This is a genomic window from Saccharopolyspora indica (assembly GCF_027853965.1).
In the GTDB taxonomy this organism is placed as follows: domain Bacteria; phylum Actinomycetota; class Actinomycetes; order Mycobacteriales; family Pseudonocardiaceae; genus Saccharopolyspora; species Saccharopolyspora indica.
Genome location: NZ_JAQGLB010000003.1, coordinates 330,975 through 347,319, shown reverse-complemented (window position 1 = coordinate 347,319; position 16,345 = coordinate 330,975). Strand labels below are relative to the sequence as shown.

The 16,345-nt window shown below is 69.9% G+C and carries 15 protein-coding genes; 2 read left to right on the top strand and 13 right to left on the bottom strand.

All coding sequences use genetic code 11. The features are described from left to right. Window positions 1–41: 41 nt before the first annotated feature. The 13 genes from OU416_RS09020 to OU416_RS08960 all read right to left on the bottom strand — a co-directional run bounded on the left by OU416_RS09020 (window position 42) and on the right by OU416_RS08960 (window position 13,660). The gene (locus OU416_RS09020) at window positions 42–947 is read right to left on the bottom strand and encodes an alpha/beta hydrolase (RefSeq protein WP_270926402.1); all 906 of its coding nucleotides are present in this window, start codon (window positions 945–947) and stop codon (window positions 42–44) included. Between the two features lie 314 nt (window positions 948–1,261). After that, entirely contained in the window at window positions 1,262–2,497 is a 1,236-nt protein-coding gene (locus OU416_RS09015; protein WP_270926401.1) for a sensor domain-containing diguanylate cyclase, read from the bottom strand. A gap of 236 nt (window positions 2,498–2,733) precedes the next feature. Further along, a complete protein-coding gene (locus tag OU416_RS09010) occupies window positions 2,734–3,495 on the bottom strand; it encodes an SDR family NAD(P)-dependent oxidoreductase (RefSeq protein WP_270926400.1) in 762 nt (253 codons plus the stop codon). Between the two features lie 15 nt (window positions 3,496–3,510). Further along, a complete protein-coding gene (locus OU416_RS09005) occupies window positions 3,511–4,692 on the bottom strand; it encodes a thiolase family protein (RefSeq protein WP_270926399.1) in 1,182 nt (393 codons plus the stop codon). A 25-nt stretch (window positions 4,693–4,717) separates the two neighbouring features. Beyond that, a complete protein-coding gene (locus tag OU416_RS09000) occupies window positions 4,718–5,452 on the bottom strand; it encodes an SDR family NAD(P)-dependent oxidoreductase (protein ID WP_270926398.1) in 735 nt (244 codons plus the stop codon). Next, window positions 5,449–6,486, bottom strand: coding sequence for a phosphotransferase family protein (locus OU416_RS08995; protein WP_270926397.1), 1,038 nt, complete (start codon window positions 6,484–6,486; stop codon window positions 5,449–5,451). Before OU416_RS08995 ends, OU416_RS09000 begins: the two co-directional genes overlap by 4 nt. Further along, on the bottom strand, window positions 6,483–7,688 hold the full coding sequence (locus OU416_RS08990; RefSeq protein WP_270926396.1) for an acyl-CoA dehydrogenase family protein: 1,206 nt from the start codon (window positions 7,686–7,688) through the stop codon (window positions 6,483–6,485). The genes OU416_RS08995 and OU416_RS08990 overlap by 4 nt, the downstream gene beginning before the upstream one ends. 34 nt (window positions 7,689–7,722) lie before the next feature. Beyond that, on the bottom strand, window positions 7,723–8,943 hold the full coding sequence (locus tag OU416_RS08985) for an NAD(P)/FAD-dependent oxidoreductase (RefSeq protein WP_270926395.1): 1,221 nt from the start codon (window positions 8,941–8,943) through the stop codon (window positions 7,723–7,725). Further along, window positions 8,940–9,134: a ferredoxin gene (locus OU416_RS08980; protein ID WP_270926394.1), complete on the bottom strand. Its 195-nt coding sequence runs from the start codon at window positions 9,132–9,134 to the stop codon at window positions 8,940–8,942. The genes OU416_RS08985 and OU416_RS08980 overlap by 4 nt, the downstream gene beginning before the upstream one ends. 62 nt (window positions 9,135–9,196) lie before the next feature. Further along, window positions 9,197–10,819 carry a pyruvate, phosphate dikinase gene (locus OU416_RS08975; protein WP_270926393.1) on the bottom strand — a complete coding sequence of 541 codons (1,623 nt, stop codon included), beginning with the start codon at window positions 10,817–10,819 and terminating at the stop codon, window positions 9,197–9,199. 12 nt (window positions 10,820–10,831) lie between these two features. Continuing rightward, window positions 10,832–11,491, bottom strand: coding sequence for a helix-turn-helix transcriptional regulator (locus OU416_RS08970; protein WP_270926392.1), 660 nt, complete (start codon window positions 11,489–11,491; stop codon window positions 10,832–10,834). A gap of 40 nt (window positions 11,492–11,531) precedes the next feature. Continuing rightward, window positions 11,532–12,134, bottom strand: coding sequence for a histidine phosphatase family protein (locus tag OU416_RS08965; RefSeq protein ID WP_270926391.1), 603 nt, complete (start codon window positions 12,132–12,134; stop codon window positions 11,532–11,534). Then, entirely contained in the window at window positions 12,134–13,660 is a 1,527-nt protein-coding gene (locus tag OU416_RS08960; protein WP_270926390.1) for an AMP-binding protein, read from the bottom strand. The genes OU416_RS08965 and OU416_RS08960 overlap by 1 nt, the downstream gene beginning before the upstream one ends. 202 nt (window positions 13,661–13,862) lie before the next feature. Between OU416_RS08960 and OU416_RS08955 the strand changes: the two genes are divergently transcribed. Together OU416_RS08955 and OU416_RS08950 are read left to right on the top strand one after the other, a co-directional pair. Beyond that, a complete protein-coding gene (locus OU416_RS08955; protein WP_270926389.1) occupies window positions 13,863–14,567 on the top strand; it encodes a TetR/AcrR family transcriptional regulator in 705 nt (234 codons plus the stop codon). Window positions 14,568–14,614: 47 nt separating this feature from the next. Then, window positions 14,615–16,345, top strand: a complete 1,731-nt coding sequence (locus tag OU416_RS08950; RefSeq protein ID WP_270926388.1) for a PEP-utilizing enzyme — start codon at window positions 14,615–14,617, stop codon at window positions 16,343–16,345.

The following is a 16,345-nucleotide window of genomic DNA, read 5'->3' as shown; positions in this document are numbered from 1 at the left end:
GATCAGCGCGACGACGGCCGGACCGGTTTCGGACCGCTATCTCAGAGGTTTTCCTTGAAGAAGGGCTCCAGCTTGGTGAAGGCCTGGTCGACGGCGAAGGGCTGGTCGTAGAGGTCGTAGTGGCTGGCGCCTTCGACGACGAAGATGTCCTTGTTCTCGGACCGCGCCTTGTCGAAGAGCTCGAACCCGTCCCGGTAGGAGCCGAACGCGCCCGGCACGCTGCCGACGATGATCTGCAGCGGCTGGGTCAGCAGCTTGTCGGCCAGGTGGTAGGCGTCGAAGCCGAAGGCGGCTTCGAGCCCGGACAGGCGCAGCTTGTTCGGCGAGCCGGGGCTCTGCGCCCGCGGGGTGCGGTAGTAGTCGACGGCTTGGACGATGTCGATGTCGGTGATACCGGCCTGCTCCCGCTCCTCGGAGGAGCTGGGGATGTAGGTGGTGAGCACCGGATCGGCGCCGCGGGCTTCGGCGGTGCGCTGCTGGCCGATGGCCTCGAGTGCGGCGAGGCCTCCTTCGCGGACCAGTCGCCCGTAGTTGGCGCCGACCACGGTGGCCAGCGCCTTGATCCGGTGGTCGGTCATGGTGGCGTTGGCCGCGTAACCGCCACCGCCGCAGACTCCCACCAGACCGATGCGGTCGGCGTCGACGTAGTCCAGGGTCACCACGTAGTCCACCGCGCACCGGAAGTCCTCGACCCGGGTCGCGGGGTCCTCCAGGTAGCGCGGTTCGCCCCCGCTCTCGCCCTGGTGGGAGGCGTCGAAGGCGAGGGTCACGTAGCCGAGCTCGGTGAGCCGCTGGGCGTAGATGTTGCCGGCGGTCTGCTCCTTGCAGCTGCTGATCGGGTGGGCGCAGATGATCACCGGGTACTTCTTGGTCTTGTCGAAACCGTCCGGGAACCGGAGGTCCGCCGCCACGTCCCAGGTCCGGTTCTTGAAGCGCACCGATTCCATGTTCTGTCTCTCCTGACGAGTTCTGCGGCCGTGCCAACGGCTCACGCTTTAAACTGCACCGACACCGGTGAGGCCCAGCGAGGAGAACCGTGATCGGCTCGAAGTGTTGCTTTACCGGCTGTTCCGCCGGTGTGATACCAAGACTCACACTTCTTCGCGGTTGCCACAAACGGAAGCTTTCCTCCTTTGACGCATTTATCCTGGGATGAATCGTTCCCCCTCGGGACGAATTGGGCGGTCGCTCGGCACAGGGCGAAACAGCAGGACTCGCACGCCACACGGGTCCCGCCGTATCCTCGCCGCCGACTGAGGAACTATCGGCGGCTCTCGGCTTTGTGCGCGTACATGTCGAGGTCGGCTCGGTGCAACAGCTCGGAGCTCGTCATTCCGGTGCCGTCCGCTGTGGCGAGTCCGACGCTGGCGCTGAGCCTCGTTTCGTGACCGGCCAGGACGACGGTCGTTTCCAGGCGCTGTGCGACGACGTCGCGGAACCCTTCGGCCTCGTGGCGACTGGATGTCCGCGTGAGCACGACGAACTCGTCGCCGCCGAGCCGGGCGACCGTGTCGCCGGGTCGGACGGCCTTGAGTAGCTCGTCCGCCGCGGTGATCAGGAGCTGATCGCCAGCGGCGTGGCCGTAGCTGTCGTTGATCGGCTTGAGCCCGTTGACGTCCGCCAGCAGCACCGCGAGCACGCCGCCGCGCCGGGGGAGGACGGCGAGTTCCTGGTGGAGCCGGTCCATCAGCAGCGCGCGGTTGGCGAGCCCGGTCAGGGGATCGTGCAGCGCCATGTGCGCCAGGTGGCGGTCGCGGGATTCCCGCTCACCGATGGCCTCGTACTGCGCAACCAGGTACGCCGGCTCGGCGTCCGCCCCGCGGACGACGCTGGCCCGGACCAGGATCCAGATCGGATGCCCGGCCTTGTGCCGGAAGCGCTTCTCGATGCTGGCGGTGTCCTGCCTGCCGCTGACGAGCTCGTTGAAGAGGTCCATCCCGGACTGGTCGGGGTAGGTGAGGTCGGTGAAGCGCTTGGTCAGCATCTCCGCGCGGGTGTAGCCGACCATCTCGCACAGGTTGTCGTTGACCTCCGTCCAGCGCCCGGTGAGGTCGACCAGGGCCATGCCGATCGGGGCGTTGGCGAAGGTCTGGCGCCAGCGCAGCTCGACCTCGTGCCGCTCGGTGATGTCCTGATGCTGGGTCAGGACGAACAGCGGTTCGCCGTTCGCGTCCCTGATGAGGGCGTAGTTGCTGAGCAACCAGACGGCCGCACCGTCGGACCGCACGGCGCGCTTCGCCGCGCTCCGTTTATGGTCCGGGTTCGTGATCATGTCCTGGATGAAGGCGGCGTCCACCGCGGGGTCGTCCGGGTGAGTCAGTTCCTGCGCTGCGCGGCCGAGCAGGTCGTCGGGGCCGCACGCGAGGAGATCGCACAGCGCGGGATTGACGTAAGCGATGCGTCCCCGCAGGTCGAGCACTGATACCGGACCAGCGGCCTGGTGCAGGACCGTTCGCCATGCCAGCCCGTCGGGCGTGGCCGAGTCGTGCTCTGACATCGAGCCAAACGTAGCGCCACCGCAAGAACGCCACTGTGAAAACGTCCTTTCGAGTGAAGCAGAACGGCAACAGCAACCCCAGAAGAAGTCAATCGGCACGTCTGCAACGCCAACGCGTGCTCGCGGGCGAGGCGCGGTGAACTCGACCCAGGCTCCTTCCGGCCAGGTTTAGCAGCCCTCAGAGGATCCGGTCTTCGACCAGGCCGACGGAGCATTGAAATCCGCAGGGTGCGGCGTCAGCGCGGGGACATGCGGATCGCGCCGTCGAGGCGGATGACCTCGCCGTTGAGCATGGGATTCGCCGCGACGTGCTCGACGAGCGCCGCGTATTCGTCGGGGTCGCCGAGGCGGGACGGGTGGGGGACTTGGGATTCGAGCGAGCGCCGCGCTTCGTCGGAGAGCCCGGCGAGGATGGGCGTTGCGAACATGCCGGGGGCGATGGTGACCACGCGGATCTGGCGGTTGGCGAGGTCACGTGCGATGGGCAGCGTCATTCCGACGATCCCGCCTTTGGCAGCCGAGTAGGAGGCCTGGCCGATCTGGCCGTCGAAGGCCGCCACCGATGCGGTGTTGACGATCAGCCCGCGTTCCTCCCCGCTGAGTTCGCTGTCGACCATGTGCGCTGCGGCGAGGCGGATCACGTTGAAAGTGCCGATGAGGTTGACCTCCACGACCTTGCGGAAGCTGTTTAAGGACAGCGGGCCGTTCTTCCCGACGGTTCGGCCCGCGTTCCCGATCCCTGCGCAGTTGACGACGATCCGCAGCGGTCCTCGCTCCGCTGCGAGTGCAACCGCGGCGCCCACCTGCTCGGGATCTGTCACGTCGGCTGGTGCGAAGGACGCTTCGCTGCCGATGGATTCGGCGGCTACCGCTCCGTTGGCCGTCGGCAGATCCAGGAGGGTGACCAGTGCGCCCGCGGCGGACAGTCGGCGGGCTGTTGCCAGGCCGAGTCCGGAGGCTCCGCCGGTGATCAGGGCAGACGTTCCAGCGATGTGCATTCGGGGCTCCGGTCGTCAGAGGCGTTCGATGATGGTGGCGTTGGCCGTGCCGCCGGCTTCGCACATGGTCTGCAGGCCGTAGCGGCCTCCGGTCGATTGCAGGTGGTGGACCATGGTGGTCAGGAGCCGGGTGCCGGAGGCGCCTAGGGGGTGCCCGAGGGCGATCGCGCCGCCGCGCGGGTTCAGGCGCACCGGGTCTGCGTCCAGTTCGTGTTGCCAGACCAGCGGGACCGGGGCGAACGCCTCGTTGACTTCGTAGGCGTCGATCTGGTCGAGGGAAAGCCCGGAACGTTCGAGGGCTTTCCTGGTGGCGGGGATGACGCCGGTCAGCATGAGGAGAGGGTCGCTGCCGGTGACCGCGAAGGTGTGGAACCGGGCCAGTGGCCGCAAGCCGAGGGAGTTCGCGCGCGCTTCGCTCATGATGAGCACGGCGGAGGCGCCGTCGGTGAGCGGGGATGAGTTGCCGGGGGTGATGCGCCAGTCGATCTCGGGAAAGCGCTTGCCGAGCTCCGGGTCGGTGAACGCCGGCTTGAGCGAGGCGAGTCCTTCGGCCGTCGTGCTCGCGCGGATGGTCTCGTCCTTCGTGACCGCCTGCGGCCCGCCGACGTCGATCGGGATGGTCTCGGCGTCGAAACCGCCTGCCGCGGCTGTGTTCGCGGCCCGCGCGTGCGATCGGGCAGCATATTCGTCCAATGTGGATCTGGTGAGTTTCCAGCGCGCGGCGATGATCTCCGCCGAGATGCCCTGGTTGACCAGTCCTTCGGGGAAGCGCGCCGCCATCGCGGCGCCGTGCGGGTTCTCACCGAGGGTGGTGCTGCCCATCGGGACTCGGCTCATCGATTCGACACCGCAGGCGATGGTGACGTCGTAAGCACCGGCCATGATGCCTTGAGCGGCGAAGTGCGCGGCCTGCTGGCTGGAGCCGCACTGGCGGTCGACGGTGGTGGCGGGGACGGTTTCAGGGAAACCGGCGCCGAGCACGGCCGTCCGGGTGATGTTGAGGGCCTGCTCGCCTGCCTGGTCGACGCAGCCGCCGATCACGTCGTCGACGAGTGCTGGATCCAGGTCGTTGCGTTCGATCAGCGCGCGCAGCACGTGCGAGAGGAGATCGGCGGGGTGCACGCCGGACAGGGCGCCGCCCGGTTTGCCCTTCCCGGACGGTGTGCGGACCGCATCCACGATGACGGCGTTGTTCATGTCTGCTGTTCCTCCTGGGGAGACATCACGCGCGCCAGATCTGCTCGCCGGCGCGGGTCAGGACCATGTTGGGCACCACCGCCCGGGCGGACAGGCGTGTGATGGCGAGCACGAGTTCGGCCACGTCCGAGGTGCTCAGCATCGATTCCCGGCCCAGTTCCTCGCGCTTCCACTCGGTCATGTCGGTGTCGACGTAGCCGGGGGAGAGAGCGGTGGCGGTGACGCCGTGCGTGGATTCCTCCAGGGTGACCGTTTCGCACAGCGAGATCAGCCCGGCTTTGCTGGCGCCGTAAGCCGCGAGGTTCGGTTCACCGGCGACTCCGGTGATCGAGGCCAGTGCCACGATCTTGGCCCCGTGCGAGGAATGCGCGACCGCACCCTTCCGCAGCATGGGCAGGCACTGCTGGATGAGCAGGAACTGCGCGCGCAGGTTGATGTTGAGCATCAGGTCGTAGGTCTTCATCTTCATCTCGGCGACCGGGCCCGCCGAACCCACACCGCCGTTGAGCACGAGCAGGTCGAGGGACCCGAACCGTTCCTCGTGCGCGGTGGCGAGCTGCCGGACGTCGTCCTCGGTCGCCAGGTTGCCGACCACCGGCGCGACCTCGGTCTCACCGGCGAGTTCGGAGGCCGCACGCAGCAGCGGTTCCTCCCGGCGAGCCGACAGCGTCAGGGCGTACCCCGCTGCTGCCAGTCGTTGTGCGATGCCGAGGCCGATTCCGCGAGATGCGCCGGTGACGAGCGCCGTTCGTCGGCTCATTCGTCCGCTCCCAAGGTGTCGAGGCCGGCCTGCACGAGCGGTGGGACCGCGAGTCCCACGGTGTCGAAGCCGTCGCCGACGGTGCGGCCGGCGAGGTAGCGCTGGTGGATGCCCTCGGCGATGACGGCCATCTTGAAGTAGCCCAAGGCGCGGTAGAACGGCAGTTGGGACAGGCCGCGTCCGCTGGCCCGGGCGTACCGCTCGGCGATCTCGGTGGTGGAGAGGAAACCGGGGTTGGCGCTGGGCGCGTGCCGGACGCCCAGCACGGGCTCGGTGACCGGATTCCAGTAGACCTGCAGCAAACCGAGGTCGGCCAGCGGGTCCCCGATGGTGGACATCTCCCAGTCGACGATCGCGGCGATGCGCCCGACGTCCTGCGCGTCGAGGATGGTGTTGTCGATCCGGTAGTCGCCGTGCACGACGGCGGCGCCCGACCGGTCGGGCACGGCTTGCTGGAGCCGGCCGTGCAGCACTTCCAGCGCGTCCAGCGGCCGGGTGGCGACTCGGTCCCACTGGGCGCGCCATCGACGGACCTGCCGGTTCAAGTAGCCCTCCGGTCGGCCGAAATCGGCCAGTCCGATCTCGGTGAAGGGCACTTCGTGCAGGGCCGCCAGGGTGTCGACGAGCGCGATCGAGCACCGTCGGGCGTCTTCGGGCGTGAGCCGCTCGGCTTCGTGGCCGTCCTGCAGCGTTTGACCATCCACATAGGACACCACGGCGAAGGGTGCGCCGATGACACCGGGGTCTTCGCACAGGGCGACCGCATCGGCGACGGGAACGCCGGTGCTTCGGAGGGCGGCGACGACGCGGAACTCGCGGGCCATGTCGTGGGCGGTAGGCGTCAGCGGGCCCAGCGGAGGTCGGCGCAGGACCCAGCGGTGGGTTCCGTCGGTGATCGCGTAGGTGAGGTTGGACTTGCCGCCGGTGATGAGCCGGACCTCCAGCGGCCCAGCGGTGCCGGTGACGCCGGTGTCGAAGAACTTCTGCAGGGCGGGCAGGTCGATGCCGGGCGGTACTTCGGCCGGGGGTGTCATCGCGGGCCCTCCAGCCGTCGCTGCGCGTCGCGGACCACTCGCCGGGCGATGGACCACCGGTGCGTCTCCGACGGGCCGTCGTAGATGCGGAACGGACGCACTTCCCGGTAGAGCCGGGACAGCGGAGCGTCACCGGAGATGCCGAGGGCGCCGCACACCTGCAGAGCGCGGTCGACCACGCGGTTGACCGCTTCGGACACGAACGTCTTGGTGATGGAGGTGATGCGGCCGGCGGGGACTCCGGTGTCGAGGTCCCAGCAGGTCTTGAGGATCAGTGCGCGGCTGGCCTCGATGTCGATCTCGTTGTCGGCCAGGAGCTGCTGCACCATGCCCAGGTCGCCGAGCCGCCCGCCGAACGCGCGACGGGTCGCGGCGCGTTCGGCGGCGATGTCGGCCGCCCGCCGGGCGGTGCCCAGCCAGCGCATGCAGTGCGTGGTCCGCGCCGGTCCCAGGCGCACCTGCGCGTACTCGAATCCCTTGTCGACCTCACCGAGGACGGCGTCGTGGGAGACCTCGACGTCGTCGAGGACGAGTTCAGCGTGCCCGGCGAACATGCTCTCGTCGAGTGTCTCGATGTCCCGGACCCGGTCGAAGCCCGGCGTGCCCGCATCGACCAGGAACATGGTGGCCCCACCGCGGGAACCGGGCTCGCCGCTGGTGCGCGCCATGACGATGGCGAACCCGGCGTCGTTCGCCCCGGTGATGAACCACTTGCGGCCGTTGAGCAGCCATCCGGCGGCGGTGGGCCGTGCGGTGGTGGCCAGTGCGCTCGGGTCGGACCCGGCGCCGGGTGCGGGTTCGGTCATGGCGAAGCAGGACCGGGTCTCACCGGCGGCGAGAGGGCGCAGGTAGCGTTCCTTCTGCTGCGAAGTCGCGACCTGCTCGAGCAGGTGCATGTTGCCCTCGTCCGGTGCCGCGCAGTTCAGCGCGAGCGGTCCGAACAGCGAGTAGCCCGCGGCCTCGAACACCGGGGCGCGGTCGCGCATGTCCAATCCCAGCCCGCCGAACTCGGCGCTGACGTGGGGGCTGAAGACGCGGGCCGCACGAGCGGCGTCCTGCAGCTCCTGCCGGAGCTCGTCAGGAGCGTCGTGGGCCGAACCCCGGTGGCGCAGTTCCAGGGGCAACACCACATCGCGGACCACGTCCTCGGTCCGCTGGACGATTCCCGCGACTGTGGGATCGACGTCGAACTGCACAGGCACGACAACTGCTCCTCTGCTCGGAGATGCGACGGTTTCAGCGGTGTCCGGCTGGTTTCTTCGCGCGGGCGGCGGTGAAGTCGAGGGCCTCGGCCCAGCTCGCCCGGCGGGTGAGCAGACCGCGGTACTTCATGATCACGGCCTGGCCGTTGAGGGTGAGCACGCCCGACAGGCGGTCGCCCCGGCGGTACAGCGCGACGAACCGGTCGCCGTCCGCGGCCCCGGAGACGATCCGCACCTCATCGGCACCCGGGACGCCCACGAACTGGATGCGGTTCTCGTACCAGTCGGACCAGAAGTAGGGGACCGTCGAGTACGGCTTGGCCGCTTCGGGGGCGAGGGCGTTGCGGGCGGCCACGGCGCCCTGTTCAGCGGCAGCGGTCCAGTGCTCGATGCGCATGAGCTCGTCGAACAGCGGGTTGTGCCAGCGCGCGACGTCACCGGCCGCGTGCACGCCGCTGGTGGCGGATAGGCTCGCATCGCACACGATGCCGTTGTCGATGCGCAGTCCCGAGCCCTGCAGCCACCCGGTCGCCGGATCGGCCCCGATGCCCGCCACGACCAGGTCGGCTTCGACGGCGGTGCCGTCCGTCAGGTGGACCCGCCGGACGCGACCGCGTTCGGACTCGATCCGCTCGACCGCCACTCCACACCTCAGGTCGGTTCCGGCGCGGTGGTGCAGGCCCGCGATCGCCTTGCCCATCTCCGCGCCGACAGCTCGCACCAGCGGCGTCGGCGCCGCCTCCACGATCGTCACCGGGAGCCCGCGCTTGCGTGCTCCGGACGCGACTTCCGAACCGATGAAACCGCAGCCGACGACCACCGTCCGGGCCCCGGAGTCGAGAGCGGCTCGCACCGCGATGGCGTCGTCGAGGGTGCGCAGGGTGTGCACACCGGCGATGCCGTCAGCGCCCGGAAGCCGCCGAGCCGTCGCGCCGGTGGTGATGACGAGCGCATCGTAGGGGAGCTCCCGGCCATCGACGCGCACGAGGCGCTGCACCGGGTCGAGCTGGTTCACAGGCGCTCCGAGCAGCAGCTCGACCCCGAGTTCCGCGCGGAGGTGGTGCTCCTCCCGGAAGGAGACCCCGGGCGGTTCGGCGACGTCGAGGTAGGCCTTGGACAGCGGTGGCCGGTCGTAGGGCAGGTGCTCTTCAGCGCCGATCAGCGTGATCGGCCCGTCGAAGCCCGCGGACCGCGCGGCTTCGACGGCGCGGAGGCCGGCAAGCGAGGCGCCGACGACGACCAGGCCGCCGGTCATTCCGCCACCAGCCGCAGCGCTTCGGTCGGGCAGCCCTCCACCGCGGCCCGGACCTCGTCGATCACGTCATCGCCCGGTGTCTCGGTGAGCAGGACGAGTTCCCCGTCCTCGCTGACCTCGAACACGTTGGGCGCCATCGCTTCGCACACGCCGAGCGCGGTGCACTTGCTGCGGTCGACAGTTACCTTCATGGCCGGTTCTCCTGGGTGTGCTTCGATGAAAGGGTCCGGGAGCGCGTTGGCGAAACCACGTGCTACTCCGGCGGTCGCGCCTCGGTCTCTCGCGCCCACTGTTCGAGGACGCCGAGTTCGGGGAGTTCGTCGGCCAGCAGCGCTGCGTCGTCACGGGGGGCGTCGGCGTTGCCTTCGATCCGCCCCGACCAGACGGCGCCGGTGGTCCCGTCGATGGTGATCTCGTCGCCGGCGTGGATGACCGGGCCGTCCGCGCCCACCCAGACACTCGCCCCGTCGAACCGCAGCGCCTCGGCTCCGACGACGGCGGGAATTCCCCAGCCCCGCGCCACCACTGCGGCGTGGCTCACCAGACCACCGCGGCCGGTGAGGATCCCGGCTGCGACGGACATCCCGGCGACGTCCTCGGGGCTGGTCTCGGGCCGGACGAGGATGACCGGCCGGTCCGCGGCCAACGCCTCGTCCACGTCCAGGACGGCGGAGCCGCAGACCCGCCCCGGGGAGGCACCCAACCCCGTCGTCAGCGCCGCCACCTCGGTGTCCCGGTGGTCGGCGGAGCCGAGGACCTCGGCACGCGCCTTGTCCCGGATTTCCTGCGGAACCCGGGCCACCGCCTCGGCCGGGGTGAGAGCGATCTCCGGATCCTCCGTGAGCGCGACGGCGGTGCGGACGGCGGCGACGGCGCCGCGTTTGCCCACCCGCGTTTGCAGGACCCACAGGCGTCCGGCCTCCACCGTGAACTCGACGTCGCACAGGTCCCGGTAGTGCAGTTCGAGGGTGCGCAGGTGGCGGCGCAGTTCGGCGGCGACATCGGGAAGCTGCTCGGCCAGCGCGGTCACCGGCCGGGTGTGGGCGCTGCCGGAGACGACGTCCTCGCCTTGGGCCCCGGGCAGGTAGTCGCCGTAGGGGCCATCGCGTCCCGTCGCCGGATCGCGGGTGAAGACCACTCCCGTGCCGGACCGGTCGTCGCGGTTGCCGAACACCATCGCCTGCACGTTGACGGCGGTGCCCAGATCGTCGGGCAGCCCCTCGCGCTCCCGGTAGGCCCGGGCGCGCGGACTCAGCCACGACCGGAACACCGCCTCGATCGCCGCGCGCAGCTGGTCGGCCGGGTCGGTGGGCACCGGTCGTCCGGCCATCTCGGCGATGCGCTCCCGCAACCGGGCGACGTCGGTCCGGGGATCCGCTGGTGTCATCTCGCAGAGGCCGAGGCGGTCGTCGGACACCCCGAGGACCGTGGTGGCGAACATCCGCAGGAATCGCCGGTAGCTGTCCCAGGCGAACTCGGGATTCCCGGAGACCTTCGCGAGTCCTTCGACGGTGTCGTCGTTGAGACCGAGGTTGAGCACCGTGTCGAGCATCCCTGGCATCGAGCGGGGCGCTCCGCTCCGCACCGCGAGCAGCAGCGGATCGGCCGGATCGCCGAGCTTGCGGCCCACCTGCGACTCCAGCCGTTCGCAGTGGGCCCGGACCGCGCTGTCCAGCGACTGCGGCCATCCCGACCGCAGGTGCTCGCGGCAGACGTCGACGGTGAGGGTGAATCCAGGCGGCACCGGGAGACCCAGCACGGAGGTCATCTCGGCCAGTCCCGCGCCCTTTCCGCCGAGCAGGTCGGCGAGCTCGCGCGGCGGCCGTGCGTGCGGGTGGTCGAAGGCGTAGGCCGTGGAATTGCTGTTGTTGGTCACGGGATTCCCGCCTCAGTGTCCGTCGTTCGCGGAGCGCTGCCTGCCGAGCGTGCTCATGAGGTCCTGGTGGAGCGCCATCCACGTGTCGTGGTAGCTGTCGGCCATGGGAGCGGTGAAGGCACGCGCTTCTCCGCTGTCGATGCGGCGCCAGGCGTTCTCCAGCCGCGGCGGATACCACCCGTAACGCGGCACCGCGCGCGTCAGTTCGGTGGTCAGGCGGACGGCGGCGGGATGCAGTTCGGCCAGCCTGTCGAAGATCTGGCGGTCGTAGTGCGGGTCGTCGTGGTCGTTCGGCGCGCCGTCGCGGACCTGCCAGTCGGTGCAGAGCTGCTTGAACGGCCCGTTCAGCTCGACGAAGGCCGCATCGGCCGCTTCCACCGCCGACCGGCCCCCGAGACGTTCGAGTTCCGCGGCCAGCTCCTCGGCGTGCCAGGCGCGACCGGCGGGGGTGAGCGCGTACCCGGCGATCCGCCCTTCCCGGCGCACGCACAGCTCGGCCTCGGTTGCGGTGTCCAGCTCGGCCTCGACGGTGCTGATGTCGAGACCGGTGAAACCGGCGACCGCGTTCGGTGAGGCGAAGCCCGCGATGCGCAGCACGTGCAGGCAGTGCAGCCGCATCGTCTCGGCGGTCGTCACGGGATTCGTCGGGACCGCGGTGTGGGGGGCGCTCATCGGAAACCTCCTCGTTGAGATCCGGTCACAGGGCAGGGCGTCAGGAGGACCAGTGCAGGTGCGTGGTCTCGTTCGCGGTTCGCACCATGCGGTACCCGTCGCCAGCGGCGACGACTCGGCTGACCGAGGTGTAGTCGGGTGTGAAGAACATCGGTTCCGCCGTGCCGAGGACGTGTGCGAGGTAGGCGTTGATCACGCCGCTGTGGCAGACGATCGCGACGGTCCGGTCGGGGCTCGCGGCGGCGACGCGCTCGATCGACTCGACGACGCGGCGCCGGAATCCGTCCATGTCGAACTCGTGGCCGTGCCAGCGCCCTTGGAGCAGCTCCTCCCACTGGCGCCGCCGGTCGCCGCGGTACTCCTCGGCGGGGATGTAGACCGGGGCCCCGTGGTCGAACTCGACGACGCCGTCGTCCTCGACCACGGACAACCCCAGCTTCTTCGCCAGCGGGGCGGCGGTTTCGCGCGCCCGGTTCATGGGACTGCTGTGGACGGCGTGGATCTCGCGAGCACCGGGGCGGGCGAGGAACTCCGCCAGTTGTTCGGCCTGCAGCGCACCTTCCGGGGTGAGCCCGGGGTCGACCCCGCCGGAGGCGGCTTCGGCGCGCACCGGCCGCGCATGCCGGATGAGCAGCAGCTGCATCAGCTCGTCGTCCTTTCGGTCGGGGCAGGCCAGTACGCGGAGCGCAGCGGTGCGGCGAGGATCTTGCCCGTCTCGGTCCGGGGGAGGCGTTCGGTGAAGTCCACCGAACGCGGGCACTTGAAGTGCGCGAGCCGCGCCCGGCAGTGCTCGATCAGCTCCTGTTCGAGCTCCGGTCCGGCCGAAGCCGCGTCGATCGGTTCCACGACCGCCTTGACCTGCTCGCCGAATTCCGCATCGGGCACGCCCAGGACGGCGACGTCGCGCACCGCCGGATGCGGCGCCAGCACGTCCTCGATCTCGCGGGGGTAGACGTTCACTCCACCGGTGATGATCGTCTGGCCCACGCGACCGGTCAGGTGGAGGAAACCGTCGTCGTCGAGCGAACCGAGGTCGCCCATCTGCCCCTCGGCCCCGTTGCGCACGAACCAGACGCGGCCGGTCTCCCCGGCGGGCAGCGCGGTGCCGTTCTCGTCGCGGATCTCGACCCGGCCGGATACCGGTCTGCCCACCGAGCCGGGGTGGACGAGCCATTCCTCCGGACCGATGGTGGTGTGGCCGTGGCCTTCCGAAGCGCCGTAGTACTCGTAGAGGACGGGGCCCCACCAGTCGAGCATCGCGCGCTTGACCTCTGGTGGGCAGGGCGCTCCGGCGTGCACCGCGACGCGGTGGGTGCTCAGGTCGAAGGCGTCGCGGACCTCGGGATCGAGCCGCAGCAGGCGGACGAACATGGTCGGCACCCACTGGCTGTGCGTCACGCGATGGTGTTCGATGGCGGTCAGGGATTCCCGCGCGTCGAACCGCTCCATCATCACGACCGTGCCGCCCAGCTGGTGCACCGTCTGCATGAACGCGAACGGCGCTGCGTGGTAGGCGGGCCCGGTCGAGAGGTAGACGAGCGACTCCCCGGGTTCGACGTCGAAGCGGAGCCGGGACAGCAGCGGGCCGAGCCGCACCGGCACGTCGCTCGGATGCACGCCGGGCAGCGGTTGCCGGAAGGGTTTGGGCCGCCCCGTGGTGCCGGAGCTGAACAGCAGGCGGGAGCCCGCGATGTCTTCCACGCCCGGATCCGGACCCGTGTCTGCCAGCGCTGCGTCGTAGTCGGCGACCCTGCCTCCGGAGTCCTGCACCTGTGGGAAGTCGGGTTTGCGGACGACGAGCCGGGCTGAGGTGGTCCCGGCCTTCGTCGCGGCCTCGTCGACCGCGTCGAGCAGGTGCGAGGACGTGATCACCGCTACCGGCGCCGCGTCTTCCAGCAGGGGAACCAGCTCGGCCGCGGTCAGGTGCCAGTTCACCGGCGCGACGTACAGACCGCTGCGCAGGCAGGCCCAGATGATCTCGGCCCACCGCACGTCGTTCTCCAGGCAGACGAGCACGACGTCACCGGTGCGGGCCCCTGCTCGCCGGAGCCATGCGGCCAGCCGCGCGCTGTTGTCGTCGAGCTCGCGATAGCTGCGGCTCGCACCGCTGCCGGCCATGACGATCGCCGGGCGGTCCGGCACGACCGCCGCGTGCTGGGTTGGGTACATGGATACCTCGGACTCCATCGGCCTTCGATGTGACTTGCCGTCACATTGGTGGGCTCAGGTAAGCACAGCGCTCCGGCGGCGCGCAATACTGAAATCGGTTCGAAAAGGCCATTGACCGTGCTTGACAACGGTAATGTGGCGTGCGTCAATTACCGCCGTCGCGATCAGATCTGGCGGCGTTTCGAATCCGAGGAGACCCAAAGTGACGACAAGTCGCATCGAGGCCGAATCTGGGGGCAACACCCCGGAAGCTTCGGGGACCGCGCTGGACGACGACGTCGCCGAGCTGTTCGCGAAAGGAGCGGCCACCGAGCGCGGGGCCCGGACCAGGGCGGCACTGGTGGCCGCGGCGAGCGCGTGCTTCGCCGAGTTCGGCTACAACTCGACGCGCATCGCCGACATCGTCCAGAACGCAGGTGTCGCGCACGGCAGCTTCTACCGGCACTTCGCCGGCAAGGGCGAAATCCTCGTCGCGGTGATCGAGCCGTGCGTGCGGGACCTGCTGGAAACCTCCCGCCGGACCGAGCCGGGCGAGGACGAGCGTTCGGCGCTCATCCGCGCGACCACGGCGTACTTCACCACCTATGCCCGGCACCGCCACCTGATGCGCGTCACCCGAGAGGCGTCGGCCGCGGACCCCGAGGGGTTCGCCGAGCTGTGGCTGCGCATCCGCGGCGAGTTCACCCGACGCAACATGCGGTGGGTGAACTCGCTGGTCCGACGCGGGGTCATCGACCCCGAGTGCGACGTCGAAATGCTCGCCGAGTCGCTCGGCGCCATGACCGACCAGCTCGCCTACGTCAAGATCGGCGTCCCGCGCGACGCGCCGCGTGCCGAGCAGCTCACCCGGATGGGGCGCGCCACCGGCGACATCTGGTACCGCGCCCTCCCGTTCGTCGAGCCCTGATGGACCAGTCGGCCGGCACGAACCGGCCCTGACGAAGAGGAGTCCTCATGACCCAGCGTTGGGTTGTGGACAACGATCCGAGCCCGGAGTTCCCGATCTACACCCGCGGCAACGTCGGTGAGGTGTTCCCGGATCCGGTGGCGCCGTTCTCCTGGACCATCTGGGGAATCCCGCACGCGGAACCCGGTTGGATCGAGGCGCTGGAACGCTTCGGCGCGGTCGACGCCGACGAGTTCACCGCGGGCGTCATGGAGTCGCTCGGTGTTTTCGGCGGCTATGCCTATCTGAACGTGAGCATCACGCGGATCTTCGGGGCGCGCGTTCCGGGGCTGTCGCCGGAGGCCATCGACGCGACGTTCTTCGGAGCCGAAGCGGCGAGCGCTCCGCCGTACGTGCCGGGGCCGGACGACGAAAGCCCGGTGCACGCCGAACGCAGCGGCAAGACCCTCGAATGGATCCTCACCGCGACCGAGGTCGACGGGCTGCAGGAGACCGCCGAGAAGATCAAGGCCATCCGCGCCGAGCGGCCCGACCTCCGCAAGCTCAGCGACGCCGAGCTGCTCGAACGCACCCGCCACCTCATCAACACCTACTGGCGCGGGCTGTGGGTCGACCACATCTTCGTCACCCACTGCTCCCTCGTGGCACCGGGAATCCTGGGTGCTGTCGCGGCAGAACTGGGCGACCCCGCCCTGGTCACCAAGTTCATCTCGGGGCTCGGCGAGGTCGACAGCGCCAAACCCGCGTCCGCGCTGTGGCAGCTGTCGCGAGCCGTGCGCGGCTCCGCCGAGCTCACCGCGGCGTTCGACGCCGGCCTGCCGGGTCTGCGCGAGCGGGTCGCGGCGCTCGGGTCGGCCGGGGACCGGTTCGTCGCCGCGTTCGACCGGTTCACCTTCGACTTCGGGGCGCGCGGGTTCAACGAGTACGAGATGCGGTCGCGGACCTTCGAGACCCACCCCGAGCTGGCGTGGGCGGCCATCGACCGGATGCGCCACGCCCCCGACGATGCCGATCCGGCGATCGCGCGGGACCGGCTCGCCCGGGAACGCGAGCTCACCATCGAGCAGATCGCGGGCAAACTCGCCGACCAGCCCGAGCTGCAGGGCCAGTTCCTCGCGGCCGCGCAGTCCGCGAAGACGTTCCTCAGCAGCAGGGAGCGCACCAAGTCCAACGTCATCACGCTGGTCCACGAGGGCCGCGTGGCGATGCGGGAGCTGGGCCGCCGCTTCGTCGAGCGCGGCGTGTTCGCTGAGGTCGAGGACTTCGGGCTGCTGACTGATGACGAGTGGACCGAGCTGCTGGCCGATCCGGCCTCGGTCGCCCACCTAGTGCCCGAGCGCAAGGCGCAGATGGCCGAGCTCGGCGAGCTGGAGGCGCCGTTCATCGTCGCGGGCGAGGTTCCGCCGGTGCGGACGTGGCGTCGCCGGACCTCCGACGTCTCGCCGGTCGAGCCCGGCGAGGTGCTGCAGGGAGTGCCCGGCTGCCCGGGCACCGTCACTGGCCGGGTGCGCATCGTCAGCGACCCCGCCGATCCGCGCGGGTTGGAAGCGGGCGAGGTGCTGGTTACCAGCATCACCGATTCGTCCTGGACTCCGTTGTTCGTGGCGGCTTCGGGAGTCGTGGTGGACCAGGGCGCCACGGTCAGCCACGCCGTGATCGTCAGCCGCGAACTGGGCGTGCCCTGCGTGGTGTCGGCAGCCGATGCGAGCCGGCGCCTGCGCGATGGCCAGACCGTGACCGTGGACGGCGCCACCGGCACCGTCACGGTCGTCGACTGA